The sequence below is a fragment of the Thermoanaerobacterium sp. RBIITD genome (assembly GCF_900205865.1).
Taxonomy (GTDB): domain Bacteria; phylum Bacillota; class Thermoanaerobacteria; order Thermoanaerobacterales; family Thermoanaerobacteraceae; genus Thermoanaerobacterium.
The window spans coordinates 1659325-1684552 of sequence record NZ_LT906662.1; the positions used below are offsets into that span (position 1 = coordinate 1659325).

28 protein-coding genes and 1 riboswitch are annotated in these 25228 nt (G+C 31.2%); of the genes, 27 read left to right on the forward strand and 1 reads right to left on the reverse strand.

The window, feature by feature from the left end:
- Positions 1–11 precede the first annotated feature (11 nt).
- From CPG45_RS07745 to CPG45_RS07840, 21 genes are all read left to right on the forward strand, one after another.
- On the forward strand, positions 12–263 hold the full coding sequence (locus CPG45_RS07745; protein ID WP_096231366.1) for a hypothetical protein: 252 nt from the start codon (positions 12–14) through the stop codon (positions 261–263).
- A 44-nt stretch (positions 264–307) separates the two neighbouring features.
- Positions 308–775: a methylated-DNA--[protein]-cysteine S-methyltransferase gene (locus CPG45_RS07750; protein ID WP_096231367.1), complete on the forward strand. Its 468-nt coding sequence runs from the start codon at positions 308–310 to the stop codon at positions 773–775.
- Positions 776–813: 38 nt separating this feature from the next.
- Positions 814–912: riboswitch (TPP riboswitch) on the forward strand.
- Positions 913–975: 63 nt separating this feature from the next.
- The gene (gene thiT / locus CPG45_RS07755; protein ID WP_096231368.1) at positions 976–1614 is read left to right on the forward strand and encodes an energy-coupled thiamine transporter ThiT; all 639 of its coding nucleotides are present in this window, start codon (positions 976–978) and stop codon (positions 1612–1614) included.
- Between the two features lie 239 nt (positions 1615–1853).
- Complete coding sequence (locus CPG45_RS07760; RefSeq protein WP_096231369.1) at positions 1854–2969, forward strand: MGDG synthase family glycosyltransferase; 1116 nt, start codon at positions 1854–1856, stop codon at positions 2967–2969.
- Positions 2970–2983: 14 nt separating this feature from the next.
- Positions 2984–3526 carry a phosphatase PAP2 family protein gene (locus CPG45_RS07765; RefSeq protein ID WP_096231370.1) on the forward strand — a complete coding sequence of 181 codons (543 nt, stop codon included), beginning with the start codon at positions 2984–2986 and terminating at the stop codon, positions 3524–3526.
- A gap of 375 nt (positions 3527–3901) precedes the next feature.
- The gene (locus CPG45_RS07770) at positions 3902–4408 is read left to right on the forward strand and encodes a ferritin-like domain-containing protein (RefSeq protein ID WP_096231371.1); all 507 of its coding nucleotides are present in this window, start codon (positions 3902–3904) and stop codon (positions 4406–4408) included.
- Between the two features lie 168 nt (positions 4409–4576).
- On the forward strand, positions 4577–5317 hold the full coding sequence (locus tag CPG45_RS07775) for an ABC transporter ATP-binding protein (protein ID WP_502695807.1): 741 nt from the start codon (positions 4577–4579) through the stop codon (positions 5315–5317).
- Complete coding sequence (locus CPG45_RS07780; protein WP_096231373.1) at positions 5307–6488, forward strand: ABC transporter permease; 1182 nt, start codon at positions 5307–5309, stop codon at positions 6486–6488. Before CPG45_RS07775 ends, CPG45_RS07780 begins: the two co-directional genes overlap by 11 nt.
- 171 nt (positions 6489–6659) lie before the next feature.
- Entirely contained in the window at positions 6660–9863 is a 3204-nt protein-coding gene (locus CPG45_RS07785; RefSeq protein WP_096231374.1) for a DEAD/DEAH box helicase, read from the forward strand.
- A gap of 380 nt (positions 9864–10243) precedes the next feature.
- Entirely contained in the window at positions 10244–10924 is a 681-nt protein-coding gene (locus tag CPG45_RS07790) for a DUF4829 domain-containing protein (protein ID WP_096231375.1), read from the forward strand.
- A gap of 355 nt (positions 10925–11279) precedes the next feature.
- A complete protein-coding gene (locus tag CPG45_RS07795) occupies positions 11280–11513 on the forward strand; it encodes a hypothetical protein (protein WP_157732349.1) in 234 nt (77 codons plus the stop codon).
- A gap of 7 nt (positions 11514–11520) precedes the next feature.
- Positions 11521–11652 carry a Spi family protease inhibitor gene (locus CPG45_RS18470; RefSeq protein WP_502695815.1) on the forward strand — a complete coding sequence of 44 codons (132 nt, stop codon included), beginning with the start codon at positions 11521–11523 and terminating at the stop codon, positions 11650–11652.
- A gap of 247 nt (positions 11653–11899) precedes the next feature.
- Positions 11900–12427, forward strand: a complete 528-nt coding sequence (locus tag CPG45_RS07800) for a C39 family peptidase (RefSeq protein WP_096231377.1) — start codon at positions 11900–11902, stop codon at positions 12425–12427.
- Positions 12428–12440: 13 nt separating this feature from the next.
- Positions 12441–12776 (forward strand): hypothetical protein, encoded by a 336-nt coding sequence (locus CPG45_RS07805; RefSeq protein ID WP_096231378.1) that lies wholly within the window; start codon positions 12441–12443, stop codon positions 12774–12776.
- A gap of 136 nt (positions 12777–12912) precedes the next feature.
- A complete protein-coding gene (locus CPG45_RS07810; RefSeq protein WP_096231379.1) occupies positions 12913–13314 on the forward strand; it encodes a sigma factor-like helix-turn-helix DNA-binding protein in 402 nt (133 codons plus the stop codon).
- Positions 13315–13318: 4 nt separating this feature from the next.
- A complete protein-coding gene (locus CPG45_RS07815) occupies positions 13319–13519 on the forward strand; it encodes a helix-turn-helix domain-containing protein (RefSeq protein ID WP_096231380.1) in 201 nt (66 codons plus the stop codon).
- Positions 13520–13675: 156 nt separating this feature from the next.
- Complete coding sequence (locus CPG45_RS07820) at positions 13676–14413, forward strand: C39 family peptidase (RefSeq protein WP_231969053.1); 738 nt, start codon at positions 13676–13678, stop codon at positions 14411–14413.
- An 81-nt stretch (positions 14414–14494) separates the two neighbouring features.
- On the forward strand, positions 14495–15574 hold the full coding sequence (locus CPG45_RS07825) for a hypothetical protein (RefSeq protein ID WP_096231381.1): 1080 nt from the start codon (positions 14495–14497) through the stop codon (positions 15572–15574).
- A 43-nt stretch (positions 15575–15617) separates the two neighbouring features.
- Positions 15618–15848, forward strand: a complete 231-nt coding sequence (locus tag CPG45_RS07830) for a hypothetical protein (protein ID WP_096231382.1) — start codon at positions 15618–15620, stop codon at positions 15846–15848.
- A gap of 8 nt (positions 15849–15856) precedes the next feature.
- The gene (locus CPG45_RS18190; protein ID WP_096231383.1) at positions 15857–15997 is read left to right on the forward strand and encodes a hypothetical protein; all 141 of its coding nucleotides are present in this window, start codon (positions 15857–15859) and stop codon (positions 15995–15997) included.
- Between the two features lie 23 nt (positions 15998–16020).
- Positions 16021–16884 (forward strand): hypothetical protein, encoded by an 864-nt coding sequence (locus tag CPG45_RS07840; RefSeq protein WP_096231384.1) that lies wholly within the window; start codon positions 16021–16023, stop codon positions 16882–16884.
- A 230-nt stretch (positions 16885–17114) separates the two neighbouring features.
- Here the strand turns inward: CPG45_RS07840 and CPG45_RS07845 are convergent, their stop codons facing one another.
- On the reverse strand, positions 17115–18770 hold the full coding sequence (locus CPG45_RS07845; RefSeq protein WP_096231385.1) for a transposase: 1656 nt from the start codon (positions 18768–18770) through the stop codon (positions 17115–17117).
- 311 nt (positions 18771–19081) lie between these two features.
- On the opposite strand from CPG45_RS07845, the gene CPG45_RS07850 reads away from it, so the two are divergent.
- The 6 genes from CPG45_RS07850 to CPG45_RS07875 all read left to right on the forward strand — a co-directional run bounded on the left by CPG45_RS07850 (position 19082) and on the right by CPG45_RS07875 (position 25217).
- The gene (locus CPG45_RS07850) at positions 19082–20182 is read left to right on the forward strand and encodes an amidase domain-containing protein (protein ID WP_172856514.1); all 1101 of its coding nucleotides are present in this window, start codon (positions 19082–19084) and stop codon (positions 20180–20182) included.
- 176 nt (positions 20183–20358) lie between these two features.
- Complete coding sequence (locus CPG45_RS07855; protein ID WP_096231387.1) at positions 20359–20919, forward strand: hypothetical protein; 561 nt, start codon at positions 20359–20361, stop codon at positions 20917–20919.
- Positions 20920–20958: 39 nt separating this feature from the next.
- A complete protein-coding gene (locus tag CPG45_RS07860; protein WP_096231388.1) occupies positions 20959–22065 on the forward strand; it encodes a hypothetical protein in 1107 nt (368 codons plus the stop codon).
- Positions 22066–22191: 126 nt separating this feature from the next.
- Positions 22192–22527, forward strand: a complete 336-nt coding sequence (locus tag CPG45_RS07865) for a hypothetical protein (protein WP_096233533.1) — start codon at positions 22192–22194, stop codon at positions 22525–22527.
- Between the two features lie 287 nt (positions 22528–22814).
- The gene (locus tag CPG45_RS16835) at positions 22815–24083 is read left to right on the forward strand and encodes a SpoIID/LytB domain-containing protein (protein WP_157732350.1); all 1269 of its coding nucleotides are present in this window, start codon (positions 22815–22817) and stop codon (positions 24081–24083) included.
- A 69-nt stretch (positions 24084–24152) separates the two neighbouring features.
- Positions 24153–25217, forward strand: a complete 1065-nt coding sequence (locus CPG45_RS07875) for a WD40/YVTN/BNR-like repeat-containing protein (RefSeq protein WP_096231389.1) — start codon at positions 24153–24155, stop codon at positions 25215–25217.
- The last annotated feature ends 11 nt before the right edge of the window (positions 25218–25228 follow it).

The following is a 25228-nucleotide window of genomic DNA, read 5'->3' on the forward strand; positions in this document are numbered from 1 at the left end:
GAGTGTTAAGGATGTTCCAACAGCCGAGCATTGTTATGCTAATACTTCAATATTTTGCGGTATTTGCAACACCTATTGTATCAATTGTTTTTGTAGTATTTTATATAATTTATACATTAAGGAAAATGAAAAAAATTGATTCAATAGAAATAAGCCTTGCTAAACTTGCTTCAGTGCAGGGAAATGAATCGAAATTATACATAGATAATGCAGATACAGAAACTGAAGATGACAATGATAGTGGTGATAATGACGATGTATAAAATACCGGAGAAATCCGGTGTTTTTATCATGAGGATGTGGTATTGTGATATGTGATTATTTAGATACAGCAATTGGCAAGCTTACTATATATTCAAATGGAAAGGGTATTTGCAGGATAGATTTTTTTTATGATGAAAATTTTGAATGTTATAGAGGAAAAGATATGTATATCGATGATTGCAAAAAACAGCTTAAACTTTATTTCGAAGGGCAATTAAAAGAATTCAATGTAAAGCTTGATATTAACGGTTCGGATTTTCAAAAATCAGTGTGGAAGGAGCTTATGAAAATTCCCTTCGGCTCTTATGCAACATATGGAGAAATTGCAAAGAGAATTGGAAAACCAAATGCTAAAAGAGCTGTTGGAGGTGCTCTTAATAGAAATCCAGTTCCTATAATAATTCCATGTCACAGAGTTATTGGTGCTGATGGAAGTTTGACAGGCTTTGGCGGAGGGTTACCCATAAAAGAGTTTCTTCTAAGACATGAAGGTATTGCATTTAGGATGTAGCTGACTTATAATATTACTTGAGTAAAAATTTAATAGACTATGTCCGCTGGGGGAGCTTTAAGCTGAGATGGCAAATGCCGAACCCCTCGAACCTGATTAGGCTAATACCTACGAAGGGAATGCGGTTATGAACCGCATATTTCATATGCGGTTTTTTGTTTTTCAGCGGTACATAGCCTCAATAAGAGGAGGTATTTTTAATGTCTTACATTGTAAGTATTTTTTCTGATTTTACAAAATTAAAACCAGCTACGATTTCCATCATTGTAGCAATTTTATTCGCAGTTTTGCTCTTTTACATCTTAAGAAAAAGCGTGAAATTTAATACACAGATGATAGTATATGGTGGTCTTGCAATTGCTATATCGTTTGTACTGTCATACATTAGGTTCTATCATTGGCCACAAGGTGGGTCTATAACACCTGCAAGTATGTTGCCACTATTCATTTTTGCATATTATTATGGCGCAGGGCCTGGAATAGTTGTTGGCATGGCATATGGCATGCTACAACTTATACAGGACCCATTTGTTGTTCACTGGATACAGCTGCTTCTTGATTATCCATTGGCATTTGGTGCACTCGGGCTTGCAGGTTTATTTAAGAAGAATTTAAGCCTCGGTGTTCTTGTAGGCGGTTTTGGAAGGTTTTTCTCTCATTTCTTGTCTGGCGTATTCTTTTTCGCAAGTTATGCACCAAAGGGAATGAATCCAATAGTGTATTCGCTGCTTGTCAATGGAATACTCGTTGGTGTTGAAGTTGGAATTTGTTTTGCAGTATCACTTATACCGCAGGTCAAAAATGTTATTGATAGAGTAAAAGCAAAAGCATTTGTATAAGAAGTTTATAAAAGTCCCTTCTATTTTTTAAGTAGAAGGGACTTTTATTTTATTACGTTTTAACATTTAGATGAACATATTTTTTTTTCAATAAAATCAATTTGATGGTATAATAATAAATAGCAATAGAAAATAAACTATATTGATAGCATTAAAATTTAACACATTTATAATACAAATTTAATGAGGATTTAATATTCAGGTGAGATAATCAATATAGTGATTGAGAGGGTCTTTAAATGGATAAGATAAGGATTTTGATACTTTATGAAGATATAGGAACAGGTCATAAAAGGACGGCTATGGCGCTTAAAAAAGCTTTTGAAAAGAGAGAAAATGTTGAAGCTATTGTAGCAAATCCTTTTGGGGAGAAGTTTCCTGGTCTTGCTAACCTGACAACACAGATTTATTTAAAAACCCTGAAGTTGACACCTGATTTATGGGGATACCTGTATGAGATGGAGAGAGACAAGATAGAAAGGAAGATAAATAAATTAGTCGGCATATCAATATATACATTTATTAAGGATTATGTGCTAAGCTGCAATCCTGATGCTGTAATTTGTACGCATCCTTTTTCATGTTCTATATTGTCACATGTAAAAAGAAATCTTGATATACCTATTTATGCAATATTGACTGATTATGATGTGCATGCATATTGGATACATCACCATATTGACGGGTACTTTGTAGGCTGCAGTGAGATGAAAACCCAAATGGAAAATATGGGGGTACCAGATAGTAAGGTATATGTTACGGGTATACCTATAGATGAAGTGTTTTATGTTAAAAAGGATAAATCAGATATGCGACAAAAGCTTGGATTTTCTATAGATAAACCACTTGTTCTTGTAATGGGTGGTGGGCTTGGCCTTGGAAATATAAAAAAAGCTGTGAAAGTCATTCAGGAATATGATAATATACAGATAGCAGTAATATGTGGATTTAATAAAAACCTCAAAGAAAAACTTGAGGAGATTGCAAAGGAAAATGTCGTAGTATATGGGCATGTTGATAATGTTCATGAATTTATGGAAGCTGCGGACGTATTGATAACTAAAAGTGGCGGGCTTACTGTAACAGAGGCCATATCAAAAGGATTACCTATGGTTGTATTTGACCCGATACCAGGTCAAGAGGAGCGCAATCTCGAATTTTTATTAAAGAAAAAGATAGCAATAAGGATAAAAGATATAGACAAACTTGATAAAAAAATTATAGATTTATTGAATGATAACACAAAATTAAAGGGAATGAAAGAGCGCATGGCGGAATTATCCGTATATGACTCAGCCGACAGAGTTTGTAGTATAGTGATAAATAATATTAAAAATGATGTAATGAAGGTGTAAGGAGGTTTCATTCCGTGTCAGGGGTAAAGAAATTGATAATAACGGAGGATAGGAATGTTTTCTTTCTTTTAAACGAGAAGATAAAGTGCAAAACACTTGACAGAATAATGCCCAAAATTACTCATATTGGAGGGCCTTATTTTACAATTTTATCATGTCTTTTGCTTATTTTAGTTGGGAAAAATAGTGTAAAGGTTTCTGCGCTAGAAGCCTTAACTACATTAACAAGCAGCCATATATTTGTGCAGATACTTAAAAGGTTATGCACAAGGCCGCGCCCATATATGGTTTTACCTGAAGCAAATACGTTTAAATATTTGCTAAGAGATTATTCATTTCCTTCAGGACATGCAACAGCAAGTTTTTCATTAGCAGTCTCATTTTCATTTTTCTTTCCCGGTTTAGCTGTTTTTTTAATCACACTGGCAGTTTTAGTTAGCATATCAAGGATATATATGGGATTGCATTATCCATCAGATGTACTTATCGGCTCAACAATGGGAATAGTATTTTCATATATAACTCATATTTATGGGTTAATGTTGCCTATTTTGTGAAAACAGATAATTATGCTGCAATAAGATGGCAATCAAAGTAAAAACGTATGTCAAAACAGAGCAGAAGTAATTTCATCTAAATCCCTTTGTATAGAATAATGTTTCAATAATTACTAATAATATAATCCACCCGGCTATATAGACCGGGTATTTATTTTTACTCTTCGAGAGGTACTGGATATACAATATACTATATATAGCAGTTAATATAGAAAAACCAATATACCACATAAAATCACCTGATTTTATTTTGCTATATAGATAATAGATTATACATATAATATATTACAATAATTGTTAAGAAAACATTGACCATGCATTTGTGTTAATGTTAAAATTATTTGTAGGTAATAATAATTTTTAAGAGGTGTTATAATGGTAAATGATCTTGATAAGAAATATTTAAATGATCTTGAAGTTGTACAGCTTGCCATTGATATCGAAGATAGAGGCTATGAATTTTATAGACTTGCCGCCGAAAAGTTTGCTGATGATAAGGAAAAGAAAGGGTTTTTTGAAAACTTAGCAAAGGAAGAAACGATACATAAGGCGAAATTTGAAGAGCTTTATTCACACCTCATCGATGAGAAAAAAGGCGATGATAGTGCATACTTTGATATTGAGGCTTCAATATACTTAAGAACATTATTCAGGACATCGGTATTTCCTTCAAAAGATGAAGCACTCAAAAAGTTAGATACCATTAAAACCCCATATGATGCATTGGAACTTGCGATAAGGGCTGAAAAAGATTCAATACTTTTTTATGATGGAATAATAAAGGAAGCAAAATTTGACCAAACTAAAAGAGTTGCGACTACATTGATGAATGAGGAGATAAAGCATTTTATTGATTTAAGCAATGAACTCAAAAAGATGTAAATATTAGTAACATTATGGGCATTTAAGACATAAACATTGTTTTAAATGTCAATTGCATTATGCAAAATTATGAACATTTAGAATATGATAATTATAAATAATTTAACAAAATTTTAATGCTTTTTTATTTAATCTATGATAATATAGTTAATAGCGATTGTTGAGGAGGTGCAAATATTGATCGAGGTTAAAGGTTTGTCTAAAGTTTTTAAAGACATAAAAGCAGTTGATAATCTAAACTTTATTGTGAATGAGAAGGAAGTATACGGACTTCTTGGTGAAAATGGTGCAGGGAAAACAACGACATTAAGAATGCTTGCCACAATGTTAAAACCTACATCAGGCAATGCAATAATGAACGGTATTGACCTTATTAAACAACCTGAGCTTATAAGGAAAGAGATAGGCATTCTTTTCGGTGGCGAAAGTGGACTTTATGATAGGTTGACAGCAAGGGAGAATATTACGTATTTTGCAGAGCTATATGACATGAGTAGAAATGATATAAAGATAAGAATTGATTATCTTGTATCAAAATTTGGCATGGAAGAATTTATTGATAGACCTGCAGGTAAACTTTCAAAGGGAATGAAGCAAAAAGTTGCAATTGCAAGGTCAATTGTTCATGACCCTAAAATAATGCTTTTTGATGAGCCAACTTCCGGTTTAGATGTAACATCCTCAAGAGAAGTTCATGATTTTATAAATCTATGCAGAGATGAAGGAAAATCTATAATATTTTCAAGCCATTCAATGCCGGAAGTTGAGAAACTCTGTGATATGATAGGAATAATACATAAGGGGAAACTTGTCGCGGAAGGAACGATAGATGAGCTTAAAAATAAGTACAATAATGACAATTTGGAGGAAATATTTATGGAATTGGTAGGTGAGAAAAGTGAAGTTTAGACATATTTATATAGTTCTAAAAAAGGAACTTAAAGACATATTTAGAGACAGAAAGACGTGGATATTTACACTTCTATTGCCTATCCTATTTTTGCCTGTTATGATGTATTTTATCGCAGGTGGTGTACAGAGCTTTACATCCGAAAAGGCATCTGATGTAAAAATAGCTGTAAGAGATGAAGGAAATAATGAGCAATTTATTAATTTCCTTAAATCAACGGGCATAACGGTTGAGAAGATAGATGATCCCAAGGTAGCACTTGAAAAGGGAAATATAAGAGCTGTAATTAATATTCCTGCAAATTTTGAGAAGGATTTAAATGAGGGCAAAAATTCTTCTGTAACGATTCAAAATGATGAATCAAATCCAAAGTCATCGACAGCGAAAACAATGCTGGAAAATTATATCAAAGAGTATTCAAATTCTATAGTAAAACAAAGACTTATGGCGAAAGGGATTGATCCTTCAATTTTAGAGCCTATAACATTAAAGTTTGAAAATGTTGCATCTGAGAATAAGATGGCAGGTTCATTTCTATCATTTATTGTGCCAATGCTTTTAGCATTATGGACAGCTACTGGTGGCATGGGTGCTGCAACAGACCTTGCTGCAGGTGAAAAAGAAAGAGGGACATTAGAGCCATTGCTTACAACATCACCATCGAGGCTTTCAATTATGTCTGGTAAATATTTAGCTGTTACAATAATGTCGATATTAAGTGCTGCAGCATCTTTAATCGGTCTCTATGTAGCATTTGCAATGAATCCAAAATTTTTCGGATTAAGCGGCGGATTTAAGATAACTGGTTTTATTATGGGAATAATGATTTTAACATCTATTTTAACAGCTGCAATATTTGCGGCAATTGAGCTTGCATTAAGTACATATGCCAGGTCATTTAAAGAAGGCCAGACGTATCTTACTCCTGTTACATTTATCGCAATGATACCGGCATATATGATTATGTATACAATACCTACAGAGATACCAGTGTATTATTTTGTAATACCGATATTTGGCACTATCTCAATATTTAAAGAGCTTCTTTATGGAATAATAAATATTACCCATATGGGGATGTTTGTAGCGACATCGTTGATATATATTATTGCTGCCATTTATCTCGCATCAACAATGTTTAAGAAAGAATGGGCTTTATTTAGGACTTAAGTATAAATTAATTTTTAAGGCTATTTAAGCCTTTTTTAAGGAGATATAATTTGTAAACTTCATTATTTAAAAAAAATAAATTTTTTGGTATAATAAAATAGTGAAATAAAGATATATTTTGTCATAAAATGGTTAAAATTATGTTATTGATAAAAAATAGGGACGATTGTTATGTTTGATATAAGCGAATCAGAAATTAAAAAGAGATGCTTTGATACTTTTACTTATAAAAGAGGACTTGAATATTATGTAAGCGGAAGAATCCATGACTTAAGCTTAAATAAGGATGGGACAGCATTTCAAGCCATTGTAACTGGAACAAAAGAATACTATGTCAGAGTACAGCAGTATAATGGAGAATTATTTACTAGCTGTACATGCCCTGCAAAAATGAAATATAAAGGTGACTGTAAGCATATCGTTGCAGTATTGACATACATAAAAAATCATAGAGACGATATAATAGATTTTTTAGAAAGTGGCATTTCCAATGAATTATTTGAGGCCTTTGAAGAAAGGGAATATATTCCGGAAAGTGTAAAACAACCTGTAAACATCGAAATTACTCTCGAATGTGGTTTAACCTCATTACCAGCAATAAGTTTGCGCATGGGGATAGATAAGCTTTATGTTGTAAAAAGCATTAAGAAGTTTTTTGAGGATACAGATAATGGTGAAGTAGTGGAATTTGGTAAGAATTTTTCCTTTGATCCAAGGATTAATACTTTTAAAGATGAAGACAAGAAGTTTATTCAGTTTTTAAGAGAGATATATGAGATAGACAAGTTTAATACAGAAGGCTCATACTATAGAATTGATCCTATATTGACAGGTAAGTATGTGAGGCTTACTCCTTCAAATTTGGAAAAATTCTTTGAGATCGTGAAAGATGGTCATTTTAATGTATCTATAGGTGACAAGACATATTACGATGTAAAAGTTGTTGATGGGGATTTGCCTATAAAATTCAAGCTTGAAAAAGGAAATAATGGTAAAGGAATAAATGTAAATGTTGAAGGCATCGAGAATCTAAGTGCACTTAGTGAAAAGGGCAATTTCTTCATGTATGATGGTGTAATATATAAAATATCAAGCAGACAAAGATATTCATTGGTACCATTTTATAATTTATATGTTAATAATCGTGTCAATAAGATAACATTCAAAGAAAAAGATAAGTTTAGGTTTGCATCAACGATACTCCCTGAAATTGATAAGGCCGGAAGTGTTGTCATCGATGAAAATATAAAATCATCTTTTTATAAAGAACCACTTGTAACAAAAATATACCTTGATAAAGAATATGAGAAGGTAACGGCAGACATAAATTTTACTTACGGAATTTACAATATAAACCTGTATAATCCTGATAAAACAAACATAACAAAAGATTGCATCCTTATAAGAGATGAAGCAGGAGAAAAAAGTGTTTTAGAAATATTCGAAAGAGCTGAGTTTAAGATAAAGGACAATAGGGTTTATATTGATAATGAGGAAGCAATATATAATTTTATAGTTAATCTACTGCCTGCATTGCAGAAGAGGGCAGAAGTATATTATTCTGAGTCCTTTAAGGCGATAAAGCTTTATAAAAGGTCGTATAGTGGAAGAATAAGACTTCGTGATGATAATTTGCTGGAGTTTAGTTTTTCAATAGATGATATCGATCAAGACCTTATACCGAAGATATTTGATTCTATAAGAAGAAAGAAAAAATTTTTTAGGCTTCCAGATGGTTCATTCTTACCTATAGAAGATGATGATTTAAGAGATATAGTAAATTTAGCAGATGAACTTGATCTAAATGATAAGGACTTAAAAAAGAATATTATAAATATTCCTAAGTACAAAGCTTTATACCTTGATGAGAGGCTTAAAAAAGACAAGGTGCAAATAGAGAGGGACCTTAAGTTTCGAGAGCTTGTTAAGAATATTAAAGAACCACAGGAAACAACTTATGAAATTCCTAAAGAACTTAGAGGAACACTTAGAAATTATCAAGTTGTTGGTTTTAAATGGTTGAAGACATTGGCTTCATATGGACTTGGTGGCATACTTGCGGATGATATGGGATTAGGTAAGACAATACAGACAATAGCATTTTTGCTATCAGAAAGAGAAAAATATAAAGAACCTGCTATTGTAATCTGTCCGACAACGCTTGTATATAATTGGGAAAGTGAAATAAATAAATTCGCTCCAAGCCTTAAGACAACGGTTATATCAGGAAATAAAAGTGAAAGGAATTATCTTAGAAAAAATATAAAAGAATCAGATATTGTGATAACATCATATCCATTGATAAGAAGGGATATAGACGATTACGATAATATTAAATTTAGCTATTGCATACTCGATGAGGCACAGTACATCAAAAACCCAAATTCACAGAATGCCGAATCAGTCAAAAGGATAAAAGCAAAGGGATATTTCGCTCTTACCGGTACACCTATTGAGAATTCATTGACGGAATTATGGTCGATATTTGACTTTTTAATGCCGGGATATTTACTTTCACATAGAAAATTTGTAGAAAAATATGAAAAACCTATAATAAAGGAAAATAATAAAGAAAAACTAGTTGATTTAAACAGGCATATTAAGCCTTTCGTATTAAGGAGACTTAAAAAAGATGTGCTTAAGGAGCTTCCACAGAAAATCGAGACAACATCAGTTGCAGAACTTACTAAAGAACAGAAAGAGCTGTATATGGCATATCTTGAAAATGCGAAAGGCGAAATAGCCGAAGAGATAAGGAATAAAGGCTTTGAAAGAAGCCAAATTAAAATAATTTCAGCCCTTACAAGATTGAGACAGATTTGCTGCCATCCATCAATGTTCATTGAAAACTATAAAGGCGATAGCGGAAAGATGGAGCTTTTAATGGAGCTATTAAATGAGCTTAAAGATGGTGGACATAGGGTACTCCTCTTCTCACAGTTTACAACAGCATTAAAACTTATTGAGGAAAAGCTTAAAAAAGAGAAGATTTCTTATCTCTATCTTGATGGGCAAACAAAATCAGAGGATAGAGGAGCGCTTGTAAAAGCTTTTAATGAAGGAAAGGCAAATGTATTTTTGATATCATTAAAAGCAGGCGGCACAGGTCTTAATTTAACAGGAGCAGATACGGTAATACATTTTGACCCATGGTGGAATCCTGCCGTTGAAGACCAGGCAACAGATAGAGCGCATAGGATAGGCCAAATAAATACAGTACAAGTAATAAAACTTATTACACAAGGTACTATTGAAGAAAAAATTATAAAATTGCAGGAGAAAAAGAAAGAGATAATAAATTCGGTTATAAATCCAGGAGAAACATTTATAACTAGATTGAGTGAAGAAGAAGTAAAAGAGCTTTTTGCTATGTAATAAAATAGATATTTAAAATTGATTTTACACAAAGATGATTCAGTAAATTAATAAGCTATTTAAAAGCAATTGTCTATTAAAACAATTGCTTTTTTTTGTAAAAAATTTCTCTGCTGATTATGTTACAAGTTTGTAATAAAAAATTAAGGAATTGTTAATAAATTTTATAAATTTTAATTTTATAATAAAAGGTAAGATATGGGAGGCAAGAATATAAAATGAAGCATAATATGCGGAAGTGATAAAAATTATTTTTATATTGCGGAATATTTTTAGAATAATTTAGCTTTTATATATATAGAAGGGGAAACAAAAGACGGAGGTGAAGAAAAAGATTATTCAATGTTCCCAAAAACATATGAGGGAGGGAGATATCTTTTATGAAATATCAAAAAAAATTAACAGCAGTATTACTTATAACCATATTTTTACTGAGTGTAGTGATTACGGGCTTTACTTCAATATCGAAAGCAAGCACAAAAGAATCACTTGGTGTGAGTGATGCAACAAATTTTGATGATCCTATTACAGTAATTTCAGGCATGGTTCAGGCGATTAATGAACAGGATCCTTATGAGTATATGACCTATTTTACCAATTCTAATCGCACAGCTATGACACAGTTTCTTTCAAGTAATAAATCAGAGTCATTCTTTAAAGAGAAGCAAGCAAAGTTGATTCAAATTAAGGAGCTCCCAAAGGACATAGATATAGAAGCAGCAGGCATATCATCTGGAGAAAACTTAAATTTGGATGATACACGTATTTATTATGCTGAAATTAACTTTAAAGTGGATAAAGAAGATAAATGGCTATATAATGGTACAAACTATCGTGTTATTGTTGTTACAAAAGAAGATGGAAACTGGAAAATAGTCAGGCTATCAGTTCCATCTATAGAATACTTAAAAGATACTGGCAATGGATTTAATTCAAAGGATGAAAATATTGCTGTTAAAATTGAAAGTACTCTTGAGAGAAAAGGACAAGTAATGAATATGAAGGGTGCAGTTATTGATAATATTGCTGCAACAGAAGAACAGTTAAAAAATGAAAAATAGTCCTAGCAAAAACAGCAGTTCAAGCTGGAGCTATAGCTGTAAAAATGTATGGCTGGTACCATGTGAATCATCCAAAATGGAACTTTCGTATAATTAGGGGATTATTTGAATGGTATCTGTTGTAAAAATATCAGAAGTAGTAGCCTCTTACAGTTAATATTCCTAAATTATTATGACATTTCTAAAATGTAAAAAGATAACATTTAATAAAAAATTTATTATTATATAAATTTTAACAGTTATTACATAAATAAAAAAGAAGGTGATATATTAAAAACCTACTTTAAATTACATGATATTTTATTTAAATTGGAGGAAAAGGAAAATAATTAATTCAAATAAGGAGAGATCTGAAATGAAAAGAATTTTAGTTACTATTATAATGTGCACTATTTTGGTTTTTTCATCAACTGTTGGCTTTGCAAATGTTGGTGATAATAAACTGAATAGTGTTTCTGCAATTGTGAATAAAAATGATGCGAAAAAGATTGCAGCAAATCATGTCATTAGAGAAAAGCATAATGCTGAATTTAAAGACTGGATTAATGGCGAAGTAGACGATGGAACAGAATTAGTCGATTTTAAATAATAATGTTATTGCTTATCTTTTTAATGTATATGACAAGACTGCATTATTAGGCTATATTATAGTAAGTGCTAATAAAAATATGCCGCCTATTTTAGAATATTCCCGAGCTAGTTCTATAGTATTGGCTTATCCAAGATAAAACAAAATCTTCAAAGAAATGAAACACTTAAAAAAGCGACTTATGTATATTTTTTCCCTAATACATATATGATAAAATTTATTATAAATAGAAACAATTATGATCAAGAGGAAGAATTATTTGATATTAGAAATTATAAAAAAATTATTTATAAAGACATAAATCAAAGTACAATAAATTCCTCAGATATTAACTCTTAGATGTTAATAATGTAAAAACATGGAACAAATTATTTGATTTTAATCCAATGAATAGTGGAACAATAACTACGAAGAAAATAAGTGGTGTTCCAGATTTGACTTGGTATAAAGGCTGTGCTCCTACATCAGCAGCTAACTTGATTTATTATTGGGATGCTCATGGATATCCTAACCTTGTTATTAATGAAACTACTAATCAAGTAATAGAAAAATTGGCAATGAATATGGGAACAGATAGTAATGGTTCTACTAATGTTTTATTTATTATGTCTGGTACTATTCAATATATAAAATCAAAAGGATATACAAATTTTGATGGTTATGATTTAAATCCTCCTAGCTATTATGATATAAGGAATGAAATAAATAATTCAAGACCCCTATTATTATCGGTAATAGGACATCCAACTTATGAAAATCATACAATGGCATGTGTTGGATATGAATACGTAACAGAACTTGGAGAAATAACAGAAGAATATGTAATAGTACATGATACATGGAGTGAAACTCCTACAGATGTGTATATTGCATTTGATGGGACTTTCAAATATGCACATATATTTATTCCATAAAAAGGTGATATTTATGATATCAAAAAAATGGATAATGACCATGCTACTTATTTTGGCTCTCACAGGATGTTCAAATCTAAAAAAACAAGGAGATGTGGTAGGTGGAATATCTGATAATGAAGCTTTGAAGGTAGCTAAAGAAAAAGCGGAAATTACTAAAGTAAAATCAGAAGAGCTTAAAAATTTAGAAGTTGATCTCGACAAATTTTTTGATGATCCAAAACTTATGGAAAAATCTCCTTGCCCCGTTTACTGGATAATAAAAGGTGTTGATAAAGAAGGGAAATCCTTAACTGTATATGTAAATTATAAAAAACCCAGCATTTATTATATTAAAAATGAAAGATAGTCTAATTGTTGAATTTGTCATGGCATTTGCCATGCTTTTTTTATGTTACAAGATTGTAATAGAAAATTAAGGAATAATTAATAAAATTTATAATTTTTAATTTTATAATAGAGGTGAGGTATGGGAGGTTAAGAGTATGGGAGAGAGCGATGTAGAATTTGCATTTATTAAGTTTATTGAAAAATCTATTAATTATGAAGCAGTAAAAGCCATAAAAAAATATAATGACATTAAAAAGAAAGAACTTTTAACATTAGAGTTACCAGATTACAATGGCAATATTGAAAATGATGGGAAAATTATTGACAGTACGGTATACGATAATGTGTTAATTGAAAATGAAATAATAGATAGATTAATGATTTCAAAATGCAAGGAACTGTTGGAAGCGGAAGAATTTAATGTTGTAATGCTAAATATAATGCAAGATATACCACAAAAAGAGGTAGCTAAAATGTTAAATAAATCACAATCATCCATAAGCAAGATTAAGAAAAAAGCCCTTAAGAAAATAAGAAAGTTTATGGAGGGTTCTTGAAAGTATGTGTAAAAATAAAAGCCTTTTTGAAATTATTTTAAAGGCTAAAGAAGGTGATAAAGATGCTATGCAAGAGATAATATTGCGATTTCAGCCTCTTATAAAGAAAAACATGAGAAATGTTGATATGGACATAAAAGATGATATAAGTCAGGATATTGTTGAGGTAATAATAAAAGCAATCAAAAAATTTGATATAAAATGAAGCATAACATTCGGAGATGATAAAAATAATTTTTATGATGTGGAATATTTTTAGAAAAAGTTAGCTTTTATATAAGTAGAAGGAGAAATACGGAAAATGGAGGTGAAAAAAGATTATGAAATATTCCCCTTAAATATGAGGGAGGATTGGATTTAAATGAAAAGGTTAGTATCGCTCATTTTATGCTTATCTTTAGCTTTATCTGTGACAATCGCTTATGCAGATCTTTCTACTAATGAACAATCAATAGGTGAAGTATCAGCTGAGTCAAAAAAACTTTCTGATCAAAAAATAGTTGAAACGGCAAAGCGGTTAGAAGTGTTAAACAAAAAAGTTTCTAATGGACAAGTAAATCCTATGAGTGATCCACAAATACCACCAAGCAAAATATTAAGTACTTCCGGATATATTGCACAACCTGATAATAGTACATGTGGACCTACTTCTGCTCATAATCTGCTCTTAAGCTGGGGTAAAAATATATCTATAGATACACTGAAGAAAGATTTGGGATATAATGGTCAAACTCCTTTTGGAGATGCATGGAAAACGACGCTTAATAATTATACAAATTCAACTTATTATGTAGTTACTTGGAGCCCTAGTCAGACAACAATTTGGAATGCTTTCGTTGGGGACACAATTGATGGACACCCATTTATATTAGATACACATATGTCGTCTGAAAATGGTTATCTTGAAGGTTATTCTGGATCAACATGGTGGCATTATGTAACAGGAATTGGATATAGTGGCTATAATTTAAATTCAGACAATAGTAAATATGGAATATACTTTGATCCGTATGATGGACGTGTGGGTACTTTTGGCCAGCATTCTTTGGAACTGCCCAAATGGGTAAAATTAGTATCAGAAAGAGGAATAGTTTGGTGATTTCATGGTATTCCTTAAGTGTTTTACTTAAGGAATACCATAATCTATATAGATAAAAGTCACTTTGTCTGGGAGGCTATTATGAATAAAGTGAAACTATGTTTATTAATCATCGTAATCTTAATAATTGGTGGCTGTAGTATTAATAGTACAAGTACAGACTTAAGCAATGAGAATATAATTATTGATAAAACAAATGGTAATATACTTGATGAGTTAGAAGCTAAAAAAACCTCATCGATTGAAAATGCACATCCAATAGCTGTGCTTGATGATGGCAGAAAAGTGTTTTTGCAGGTTAATCCTGAAGTAGACAACAGTATTTTTGTCACTTCAATCGATGGCTCAATAGTGCTTAAAATTAATGCTGAAATTTCTAAAAATATTTATGATGCAAAAGTCATGGGGAATTGGATCGTGTATGTTGAATCCAGCAACGATATGACAAAAAGCGATTGGGCTTTGTATGCCAAAAATATAGATGACAATCGTCGCATAGAAATTGATAAGGGAAATGTTGTAAATGCAAAAGTAAAAACGCCTACTTTGTTAGGAGCGTTGATATCTGCATCTAACGACAAAATTGTTTGGACAGCTTTTGAAAAAGATGAGAAATCTGTTAATGCAATTGTCAAATTATACGATATTGAAAACAATACTTATAAAATCGTTGATAAATTAAATGTTGAAGACGGAGAATTTGGGCAGCCAGGGTTGGATGGGGATTGGCTTGTATATGATATTGGAAAAATCGATATGAAAGCACTGGCGAGAAATGGGAAATTGGTCCTTGTAAATCTTAAGAATAACGAGAAAAGAATATTAGATGAAGGATTAAGAGTTAGCGGTGCATCAATTAAATATCCATATGTAGTATGGAATTCAGGCGATTCTATTCTAAAATTATACAATATAAAGACAAAAGAAGAAAAAACTATTGTAAATTGGGGTATGACAGGCGTTTGGAATAGCTCACTTAATGATAAGTTTATTTCATGGAATACAAACGGTGATGGTTTATACATTTACTCTATAGAAAGAGGAGAGATATTGAAGTTAAAAGATTCAGGTATTACAAGCGGTGGTAATATTTCAGGCAATATACTGTGGTGGTACGTCAAAGGAGAAAAGTGCAAATCAGAGTGGATTACTTTAGATTGAATGAAATTACTGAATGCTTTTTAATCATATTGGAGTGAGATTTATGATAAAAATTACTAGTACATGTAAATATATACCTTATAAAATTATGTTTGCGCTTTTTATAATTGTAATGCTATTGTCACATCTATCAAATATAGCATCAGCAAATGAAAGTTTTGTTATTTTAGACATCAGCAAAGGAAGTATTGTCATAACTTCTACAGGTTATTCACAAAATAGCAGCAAAGAAATTCCATATACTATACGAGAATACAGTGGACTTCCGGAGTAGGACACGCTATGGTTATTAAAGGTTATGATACCAGCACGAATTATGTTATTTATAACGATCCTTGGGATGGATACGGGCATGGCGCAACTTACTCATATTATGTAAGTAACAGTAGCTGGTACTGGACAGATTCTCTATTTTGGGAATAGTATGAATGAGGAGGTGAATTATTTTGAAAAAGGTTCTTACTTTTGTTGTGATTGCTATATTGATATTAATATCAACTTTTCCGGCTTTTGCAGCTACTCCAATAAATACTCTGGTTCAACAACAATTAGATCTAGCTAAAGAAAAAGATCAGGTAGAACGTGCAATTAGCGATAGCCAGTCAAATCCTAAAAAATTTTTATTCGATAACAAACATGAGCTGGGACGTAAAGAGTTAATGGATGTAAGTAATCCTGACGATTTAATATACGGGAAAGCATATAAAGTGTATATTGCTAATAAAGAAGTTATTCAAGATCTAATAGAAGGGAAAAATATTTCTAATGTTCTGTTAAATGCACCTTATGAGTGGGAAGTGCCTGTAAAATTTAATAATAAAAGTGTAGCGTCAATTACCGTATCTTTTTTGGACAATAGATGGAATGTTGGTGAAATTGGCGGCTATCTTTCGCCTAATTCTATTGATTTTGTAAGCAATCCTGATGATATAACTTCATATCTTGATAACAATAATTTAAAAGAAGCAAAAACATTTATTCATTTCAGAATACCTTCGTTGCATTCCGATTTTCTTTATATTGAAGCAAATAGTGGAGAATATTTTATCCCTGTTATTCACGGCGAAGGTAAAAGTGAGCTTTATGGTCTTAAAGACAAAAAAATATATACAAAAGACGAGATAATTTCCGCTGTTGGTCATACTCTTAAAGCTGGTTTGAAAGATACGGGAATGACAACAGGCCGCCCGTCGGTTAATGGGAAATATCTTGGCAATCAAGTATACTATTTAATTGTATTGACAATTTTTATTGCCTTTATAACAATTTTTCACTTTATTAGATTGAAACGAAAATACAGTTATAAGTAAATAAGCGAATCTAAGGTGGAATATTAAAATTCTATGTTAGACACCCATCAAAAATAGTTGGTGTCTTTTATTTTTTATTTTGCATAGGCAATCAGGATGTAAGTGTTTATCTGATAAGTTAAGGGACCAATAAAATTTTTCTGCCAATTATGTTACAAGATTGTAATAAAAAATTAAGGAATAATTAATAAAATTTATGATTTGATTCAAGTGTCATAAGAAGCATTTTTTTAAGCTGCTAATGATAACTTTGCTTGATTTTTACCTGATTTTGTAAGAATAAATTTGATTTTGATATTTTTATACAAAGTTGCAGCCATCTCCGCTGCCATTTTCAGTATTTTTTTTGCATTTATGGCTCCTATTTTGAATGAAAACCAGATTTTTGAGCGCACTAATCCCCTTACAGGTATCACATCTACATAATATTTGCGCCTTAGTATTGATGGAATACCCTCCACTCCATTTCTTATCTTTTGAAGTACACTGTATTCTTCTGTTGACATCTTTTTCAAATAGCTTGCTCTTTGTATTGTTTTTGCTGTTATCAGTACATATGCCGATTTCTTTTGTAGCTTCGCTCCACATTTTTCTCTTAGTGGACAATGTTCACATGTTTTTTTATTGAAGGATGCTCTATATAATCCTGTTTTTTCATAGTATCTTGTTTTGTATGGTTTTTCTCCTCTTGGGCATTTGATTATTTCATGGGTCGTTTCATCTAATTCAAATTCGCTTTGTATTTCATCTGGCAATTTCCCTATAAGAGCTGTTGTTATTAGTTCGATATTGTTTTTATCTGCAAGTTCTATGTTTTCAATGCTGCTGTAAGCTCCATCTGCTATTATTGTTATTTCTTTTTCTTGTTTCCCTAGCTTTTCTATTGTTTCTTTGCAAAAGCTGCTATCGCTGTGTGTGTTTACATCATAGTCATAGCTGGTTATTATGGAGCCTTTTTCGTCTATTGTTTCTACTATGTTAGCTACATAGCCTTTATGGTCTTTTCCTGCTTTTTTGCGATATGTTGCATCTGGGTCGCTTGGGTTTTGAAGACTATCAGGGCTTATTTTTTCTTTTTCTACTGGTACTATCTTGCCTTCTTCTGTTATTTCTGTTTGTTCTTTTAGTACACGCTGTAATAGCTGATATTCTGGTAATTCAGCGTATGCTTCTCCTAATTCTTTTATTAGTGTATAGGCATCTTCAATTATTTCTTGAAGTCTTTTTGTTATTTCTTCGTTTTTTCTATGATAGATTGTTTTGTTTCTGTCGTCTTCATCTAGGTAGTGTTCCATGTTTTTGAGGTGTTGATATTCTCCTGTTTTGTATACTGCCTTGACCATATTTGCTACGCATGTGTATAGTATTTCTAATCTGGACATTTTTTTGCAACTGGATGATACCATAATGCTGTCCATTCTTTTTACTGATGGATTTATATTAAAGTATTTTACAAATACGTTTGCCATGGCTTCCATTTCTTCATGAAGAAGGTCTCTTCCTGTTTCTAGATTGTAAAGATATAGCCTTTCACGAAAACGGCTAAAAGTCCTATCACTGAAAGGTTGACTTTTGAAGCTTGTAGTGTGAAGGGCGTATTGGAAACGGACATCACATAGGATGCTTGCTAATAGTTCGTCATCTGTGAGATTAAACATTTCTTTTAGTATTAGGGCTCCAATTATTGCGTTTACAGGACTGTTTGGACGAGAAGCGGGATTGTCACTGTACAATACGGAAAAGCGTTTCTCATTGATTGCTGGAAATATGATTTCAGCAAAGCCTTTTGCCCATGAATTTAAAACAAACGTTTTTGTTCTTTCATCCAAGTTTAAGAATCTATCATCAATTGTGATTTGTTGATATTCGTTTGGTTTGAATGCCATGGCTATGTATCGCTCCTTCTATTTCCTTTTGTTTGTATTTCTATTTTACCATATTTTTAGTTTATCATGAAGGAAAAATACTTTTGACACCTTAATCATGATTTTTAATTTTATAATATTAGGTGAGGCAGGTATGTATAAAGTATAAAATGAAGCATAACATTCGTAAATGATAAAAATAATTTTTATGATGTGGAATATTTTTAGAAAAAATTAGCTTTTATATAAGTAGAAGGGGAAATACGGAAAATGGAGGTGAGGAAAGAGATTATGAAATATTCCCCTAAAATATGAGAGAGGGAAATAAGATTATGAAAAAGATTTTCTCAATTTTTATTTTAATGATACTCTTTATATGTGGGGCAGTTATTAATGTAAATGCATACACAAATAACGAAAATATGAACAGTAAAGAAATCACTAATATAATTACAGAAGCATATCAATATAGGACAAAATCAATAGTTGATCCGTCTTATATAGATAAATTGGAGTTGTTTTATGCAAAATATACAAAAATTTATAATTTCGAAAAGAATAGATATAAAAATTATATTGAGATGGCAGATAGACTGAATATAAAAATATTAAACATTAAATCCAATGTAGAAATTAGTAATATTAAGTTAAAAAACAATGATGAATGTCAAGTTGATTTAAAAGAGATTATAAGTTTTGACTGGATAAATTCAAATGATGATCCAATTAATTCTAAGACTAACAAATCTGATATGGGTATTGATCATAAAGTTACATTAATTAAGAAAGATAATGAATGGAAAATACAAAAAGATGAATATACTGAAGGATATTTAACAAATGTTACTTCTCCGGATTTTGATGTTTCACAATTAAAATCACTGAGTGTACCTGAAATAACGCATGATAATGTAGTTCCATATTCACCACCAGGATCAACTCCTTATAATAGAAATGCAGCTGCTAACTATGCAGAAAATTATTGTTTGAAATATAATCCTAGTTATAAAAGCTATGATTCAGTTGGTGGTGACTGTGCAAATTTTGTTTCTCAGTGCTTATATGCTGGTGGGGCCTATTATATTGGATTTGGGATTAATAGTAGTACAAACTGGTGGTATGATAATAAAAATACTTCTTTAACTACAGATGATGTTGCATCTACTACATGGACATATTGTCCTTCTCAAAGACCTTTTATACTATCAGGGTGGGGTAGTGAAACAACTTCATCAAGTTTATCAAGAGGAGACATTATATATTATGATTGGGCTGGAGATGGTATATGGGATCACGTTGCTATAGTAACAGGCTTTGATAGTTCTGGCGCTCCCCTTGTTAGCTGTCATACTACCGATTATCACAATATAAAATGGAATTATGGTGGAAGTTCTTGCAAATATAGTTGCATACACATTAATAATTATATTTAATATGTTAATGTGTTGCATTGATTTTAACCCTTATAAATATAAGGCAATTTTTATGTACTCTTATATTTAAAATTGAATTCAAATTGTAAATTTATATCTGATTTCTGCATACTCTAAATAACATAGTAAAGAGTATGCAGTGTTTTTTAAACAATTTTCAATGGAGGTGATCGGTAGTGGTATTATTTAAAAAAATTGTTTTGTGTTTTTTGATATTTTTTGCCTTTATTGTGGTCGGATGTTCGGTTCCAAATAACAACATTGCCATTAAAGAAAAGGGAAATAATTCAATAGCACAGAAGTATTTCAATATGCTGACGAAGGAAGATATAATTAGAATTTCAAAGGCGTCTCCGGAAGAAATAATAAACATCTATTATAATAGCATAAATGATAAAAATTATAATCTCGCCGTTGTTTGTGCTTCCAATTTTTTAAATAATGCAGCAAATAAATCATCTGAAGATATTAGTTATGTGTATAATGAACATATAGAGTATTTGAAAAATATAAAAAGTATTGATATCAAATCAATAGAAATATATCCAGATACGATAAAAAAGAATGACAGCGAAAATATAGAAAAACCTTCTAAGCTTTACTGTGTTTATTATATGCAAAAATCGAATGATATTAACAAATTTCCTGAAGAGGGGTACTTCACCAGATTTATTGCAGTTTCTAAGTCACCTTTATATGGTGGTTGGTGTATAAGTTATATTGCTTCATCACCATAAATTTTTTTTAAGAAAAGCTATATAGGGGAGGTAGATAATGTGATTAAATCGTTTAAAACTTTATTAGCTGTTGTATTTTTATTACTTATGTCTGTTGTATTCTCTGGCTGTTCTGACACAGTGAAAAATAATACTGAAGTGCCATTTGTTGTCTTAAATAATGATGATGGAAACTTTAAGGCAGATATATATTACTGGAATATAAAAACTAATAAAATAAAAGAAACAAATGAAAATTTATATAAGATTCCACAAAATATAATAACAAATAAAGAATTATATACGATATTCCCTATGGCTTGGGATGAACAGAATCATGCAGTTTTGCCTTCTTATTTAGAAGTATCAGATAAATTCAAAAACTTTGTTAAAAAAGCGGATTTTTATTTTCAACCAAAGACGATATGGGGGCAAGACGTAAAGTTGGTAAAAAGCGATGAAGAAAATAGATATAAGTTAACATTAATAGATGGCGGTAAGACTGAGGAGAAAGAAATAACAATTCCTCTTCATACTTTTAAAGGTGAAGATGGTAAAGGGTATGAAGCAACAAAATGCGGAACAGTAACATCGGTAGTTAAGACAAGTTATGGTGCAGCAATGCTCTATCCTTGCTTCACATTAGGTGGCGGAAAATTATTCATTGTAAAGTATGATAACGCATCAGAAAGTATCAAATGGCAAGAAGTTGGACCTATTAAAGGTATAGAGTTATCACCTAGCTTTCCGCCATTGGCTAATCATACAGCTACTATCGGAGATAATTTTATCATAAGAACGCAGACTAATCCTATAGAAGTGTATACCGAAAAAGTAGGTTATAAGATTATAAATAACATATATGATCTTCGGAAGAAATACGCACCTGAAACATTAAATAGTGAATTTCCTGAATATATAGATATTTTAGGAAGCTATAATGATATTTTGTTTTTAAGTATACCAGTGCATAAAAATGAAGGGACAGAATTGTATATATTTGCTGTGAAGGATGATAAACTTATAGGGATTATGCACAGAACGATAAATGATATTGAAATAATTGATGCGGCAGGAAATGTTGCATCAAAATATAATATGCCTAAAGCGAAAACTTTAATTGGCGAAAATGATGTCTATTTTCCAAATGTGAACGGCATGGATTGATTAATAGATTAAATGTTGAAGACGGAGAATTCGGACAGCCAGGGTTGGATGGGGATTGGATTGTATATGATATTGGGAATACTTTCATATACACACATATATTTATTCCATAAAAAGGTGATATTTATGATATCAAAAAAATGGATAATGACAATGCTACTTATTTTGGCTCTCGCAGGATGTTCAAATCTAGAAAAACAAGGAGATGTGGTTGGTGGAATATCTGATAATGAAGCTTTGAAAGTGGCTAAAGAAAAAGCAAAAATTACTAAAGTAGAATCAAAAGAGCTTAAAAATTTAGAAGTTGATCTGGACAAATTTTTTGATGATCCAAAACTTATGGGAAAATCTCCTTGCCCCGTTTATTGGATAATAAAAGGTGTTGATAAAGAAGGGAAATCCTTAACTGTATATGTGAATTATAAAAAATCCAGCATTTATTATGTTAAAAATGAAAGATAGTCTAATTGTTGAATTTGTCATGGCATTTGCCATGCTTTTTTTATGTTACAAGATTGTAATAGAAAATTAAGGAATAATTAATAAAATTTATAATTTTTAATTTTATAATAGAGGTGAGGTATGGGAGGTTAAGAGCATAATATGCAAAATGATAAAAATAATTTTTATGATGTGGAATATTTTTAGAATAATTTAGCTTTTATATAAGTAGAAGGGGCAATACAGAAGATGGAGGTGAAAAAAGATTATGAAATATTCCCCAAAAATATTAAGGAGGGAGATCTTTTATGAAACATCTAATAAGATTAACAGCAGTACTGCTTATAACAACATTTTTAATAGGTATAGTGATTACAGGATTTACTTCAATACCGAAAGCAAGCGCAAAAGAATCGGTTAGTCTGAGCAATATAACAAATTTTGATGACCCTATTGCAGTAATTAAAGGGATGATTCAAGCAATTAACGATCAGGATCCTTATGAGTATATGAACTATTTTACCGATTCTAATCGCACAGCCATGACACAATTTCTTTCAACTAATAAGTCAGAATCATTCTTTAAAGAGAAAGAGGCTAAGTTGATTCAAATTAAAGAGCTTCCAAAGGAAGTAGGTGTAGTAGCTGCAGGTATTTCATCTGGAGAAAACTTAAATTTGGATGATACACGTGTTTTTTATGCCGAAATTAACTTTAAAGTGGATAGAGAAGATAAATGGCTATATAATGGTACAAACCATCGTGTTATTGTTGTCACAAAAGAAGATGGAAGCTGGAAAATAGTAAGGCTATCAGTCCCATCTATAGAATACTTAAAAGATACTGGCAATGGATTTAATTCAGATGACGAAAATATTGCTGCTAAAATCGAAAGTACTCTTGATAAAAAAGGACAAATAATGAATATGAAAGGTGCGGTTATTGATAATATTGCTGCAAGTGAAAAACAGCTAAAAGATGAGAAATTAAATCCTAGAGCTATTGAACCTGAAATAGGCATAGATAGCACAGCAGTTGATGAACATACGAGGCCTTCTAATATCAGGGTTTACATGACAAACTCAGTAAATATAAATCATTATGGTTCCGGAACTCACCTTGTTGATTTTGGAGATTATGTGTATAATGTACTGCCAAATGAATGGGGCGACTGGTACAATACGGCTAAAACAGCAGTTCAAGCAGGAGCTATAGCTGTAAAAATGTATGGTTGGTACCATGTGTATCATCCAAAATGGAATTTTAGCCCTTACTATGCTGACGTACAAGATAATATAAATGACCAAGTATATAAATACAATTCAGCGACAACTAATTTTAATAGTGCAGTTAATGATGTTGGAGGGATTGGTGTCGATATACTCAGTGGATCGGCTTATGTTCTATTTGAAGTGCATTACGTAGCAGGAACTGAAGGACCAGGCGGGCAATATAGTGGTACGATGTGGCAATATGGAACGTTATATTGGGCAAAACAAGGTAAAGGCTATACTTACATGTGCCATTATTATTGGGACAGATCGTCAACTCAGCCAATACATTTCTTTTACTATTAGAGATTATTTAATTGAGTAGGAATAATTTATATTTTCCTACTCAATTTTAAAGTTTAGGAGGTATTGTCAATGCGAATAAAAAAATTAACGATATTGGTTTTATTTTTACTTTTACTTTTTTTATATGGATGCCGGTATCATATTTTTGATAAAAATCAAGTCAAAGTAATCAAATATTCTGTTCCGAATTTCGGATATTTCTGTCCGATTTTTTTTCAAGGGAAAGAGGTTGTAGCACAGCAAGGACAAGATACACCAAGGGATTTAACAAATATGACTTTGTATTCTAGTAAAGATTTTAAGAAATACAATAAAATAGCTTTATTTGAAGGTCATTTTGGACAATTTTATGTTTCACCGTATAATTCAAAAGAAATATTTTTTATGTCTACTGAAGGGAAAGAAGGCACAGAGCAAATTGTTTTCAAAAGCAACGATGGCGGAAAAAGTTGGGGGCAAGTTTATTATAATTCAGATGATAGTATGATGCTAGCTGATATGACATTTAGTCCTTCCAATAGAAACGAAATATTTTTAGTTAAAAATGATAAAGAACATGGCATTGAAATAATAGAAAGCCATGATTCAGGGATTCATTGGAGCAAAGCAAATTCTACAAAAGAGATTATTATGTCTACTCATCTTGTGATTGATCCTAATAATTCTAAGCATTTTTTAGTTTCTGCTTCAAATGGTCTTTGGGAGAGCATTGATGGAGGTGTTTCGTGGAAACAAATAACTACCTCAGAGTCTTTGACAGCTATTTTTGCTCTTTCCAAAAATGATAATGTGTACTTCACAACTATGGAATCCATTAATGAAGGATGTATATATGAATTAAATAATGGAAAAATAAAAAAGATTAGCATCCCAAACATGGGAGAGTTAATTTACAACGTTGGAATTGCTTATCAAAGCAGTACAGGAAAAGTTTATGTTATAGTAATACGGCAAAATGAAAGCAATTCTATGTATGATACTACTTTATATTACATTAAAAATGATTCTTTTAACAAAGTAACTAATATTAAGAGTAAATATAGTACTCTTCCAAATCTGATTTTTGATGCTACAAACTCGAACGTTATATATTTTTACAGCTATAAAAATATATACAAAGTTGTCTTATCTTGATCCGGATTAAG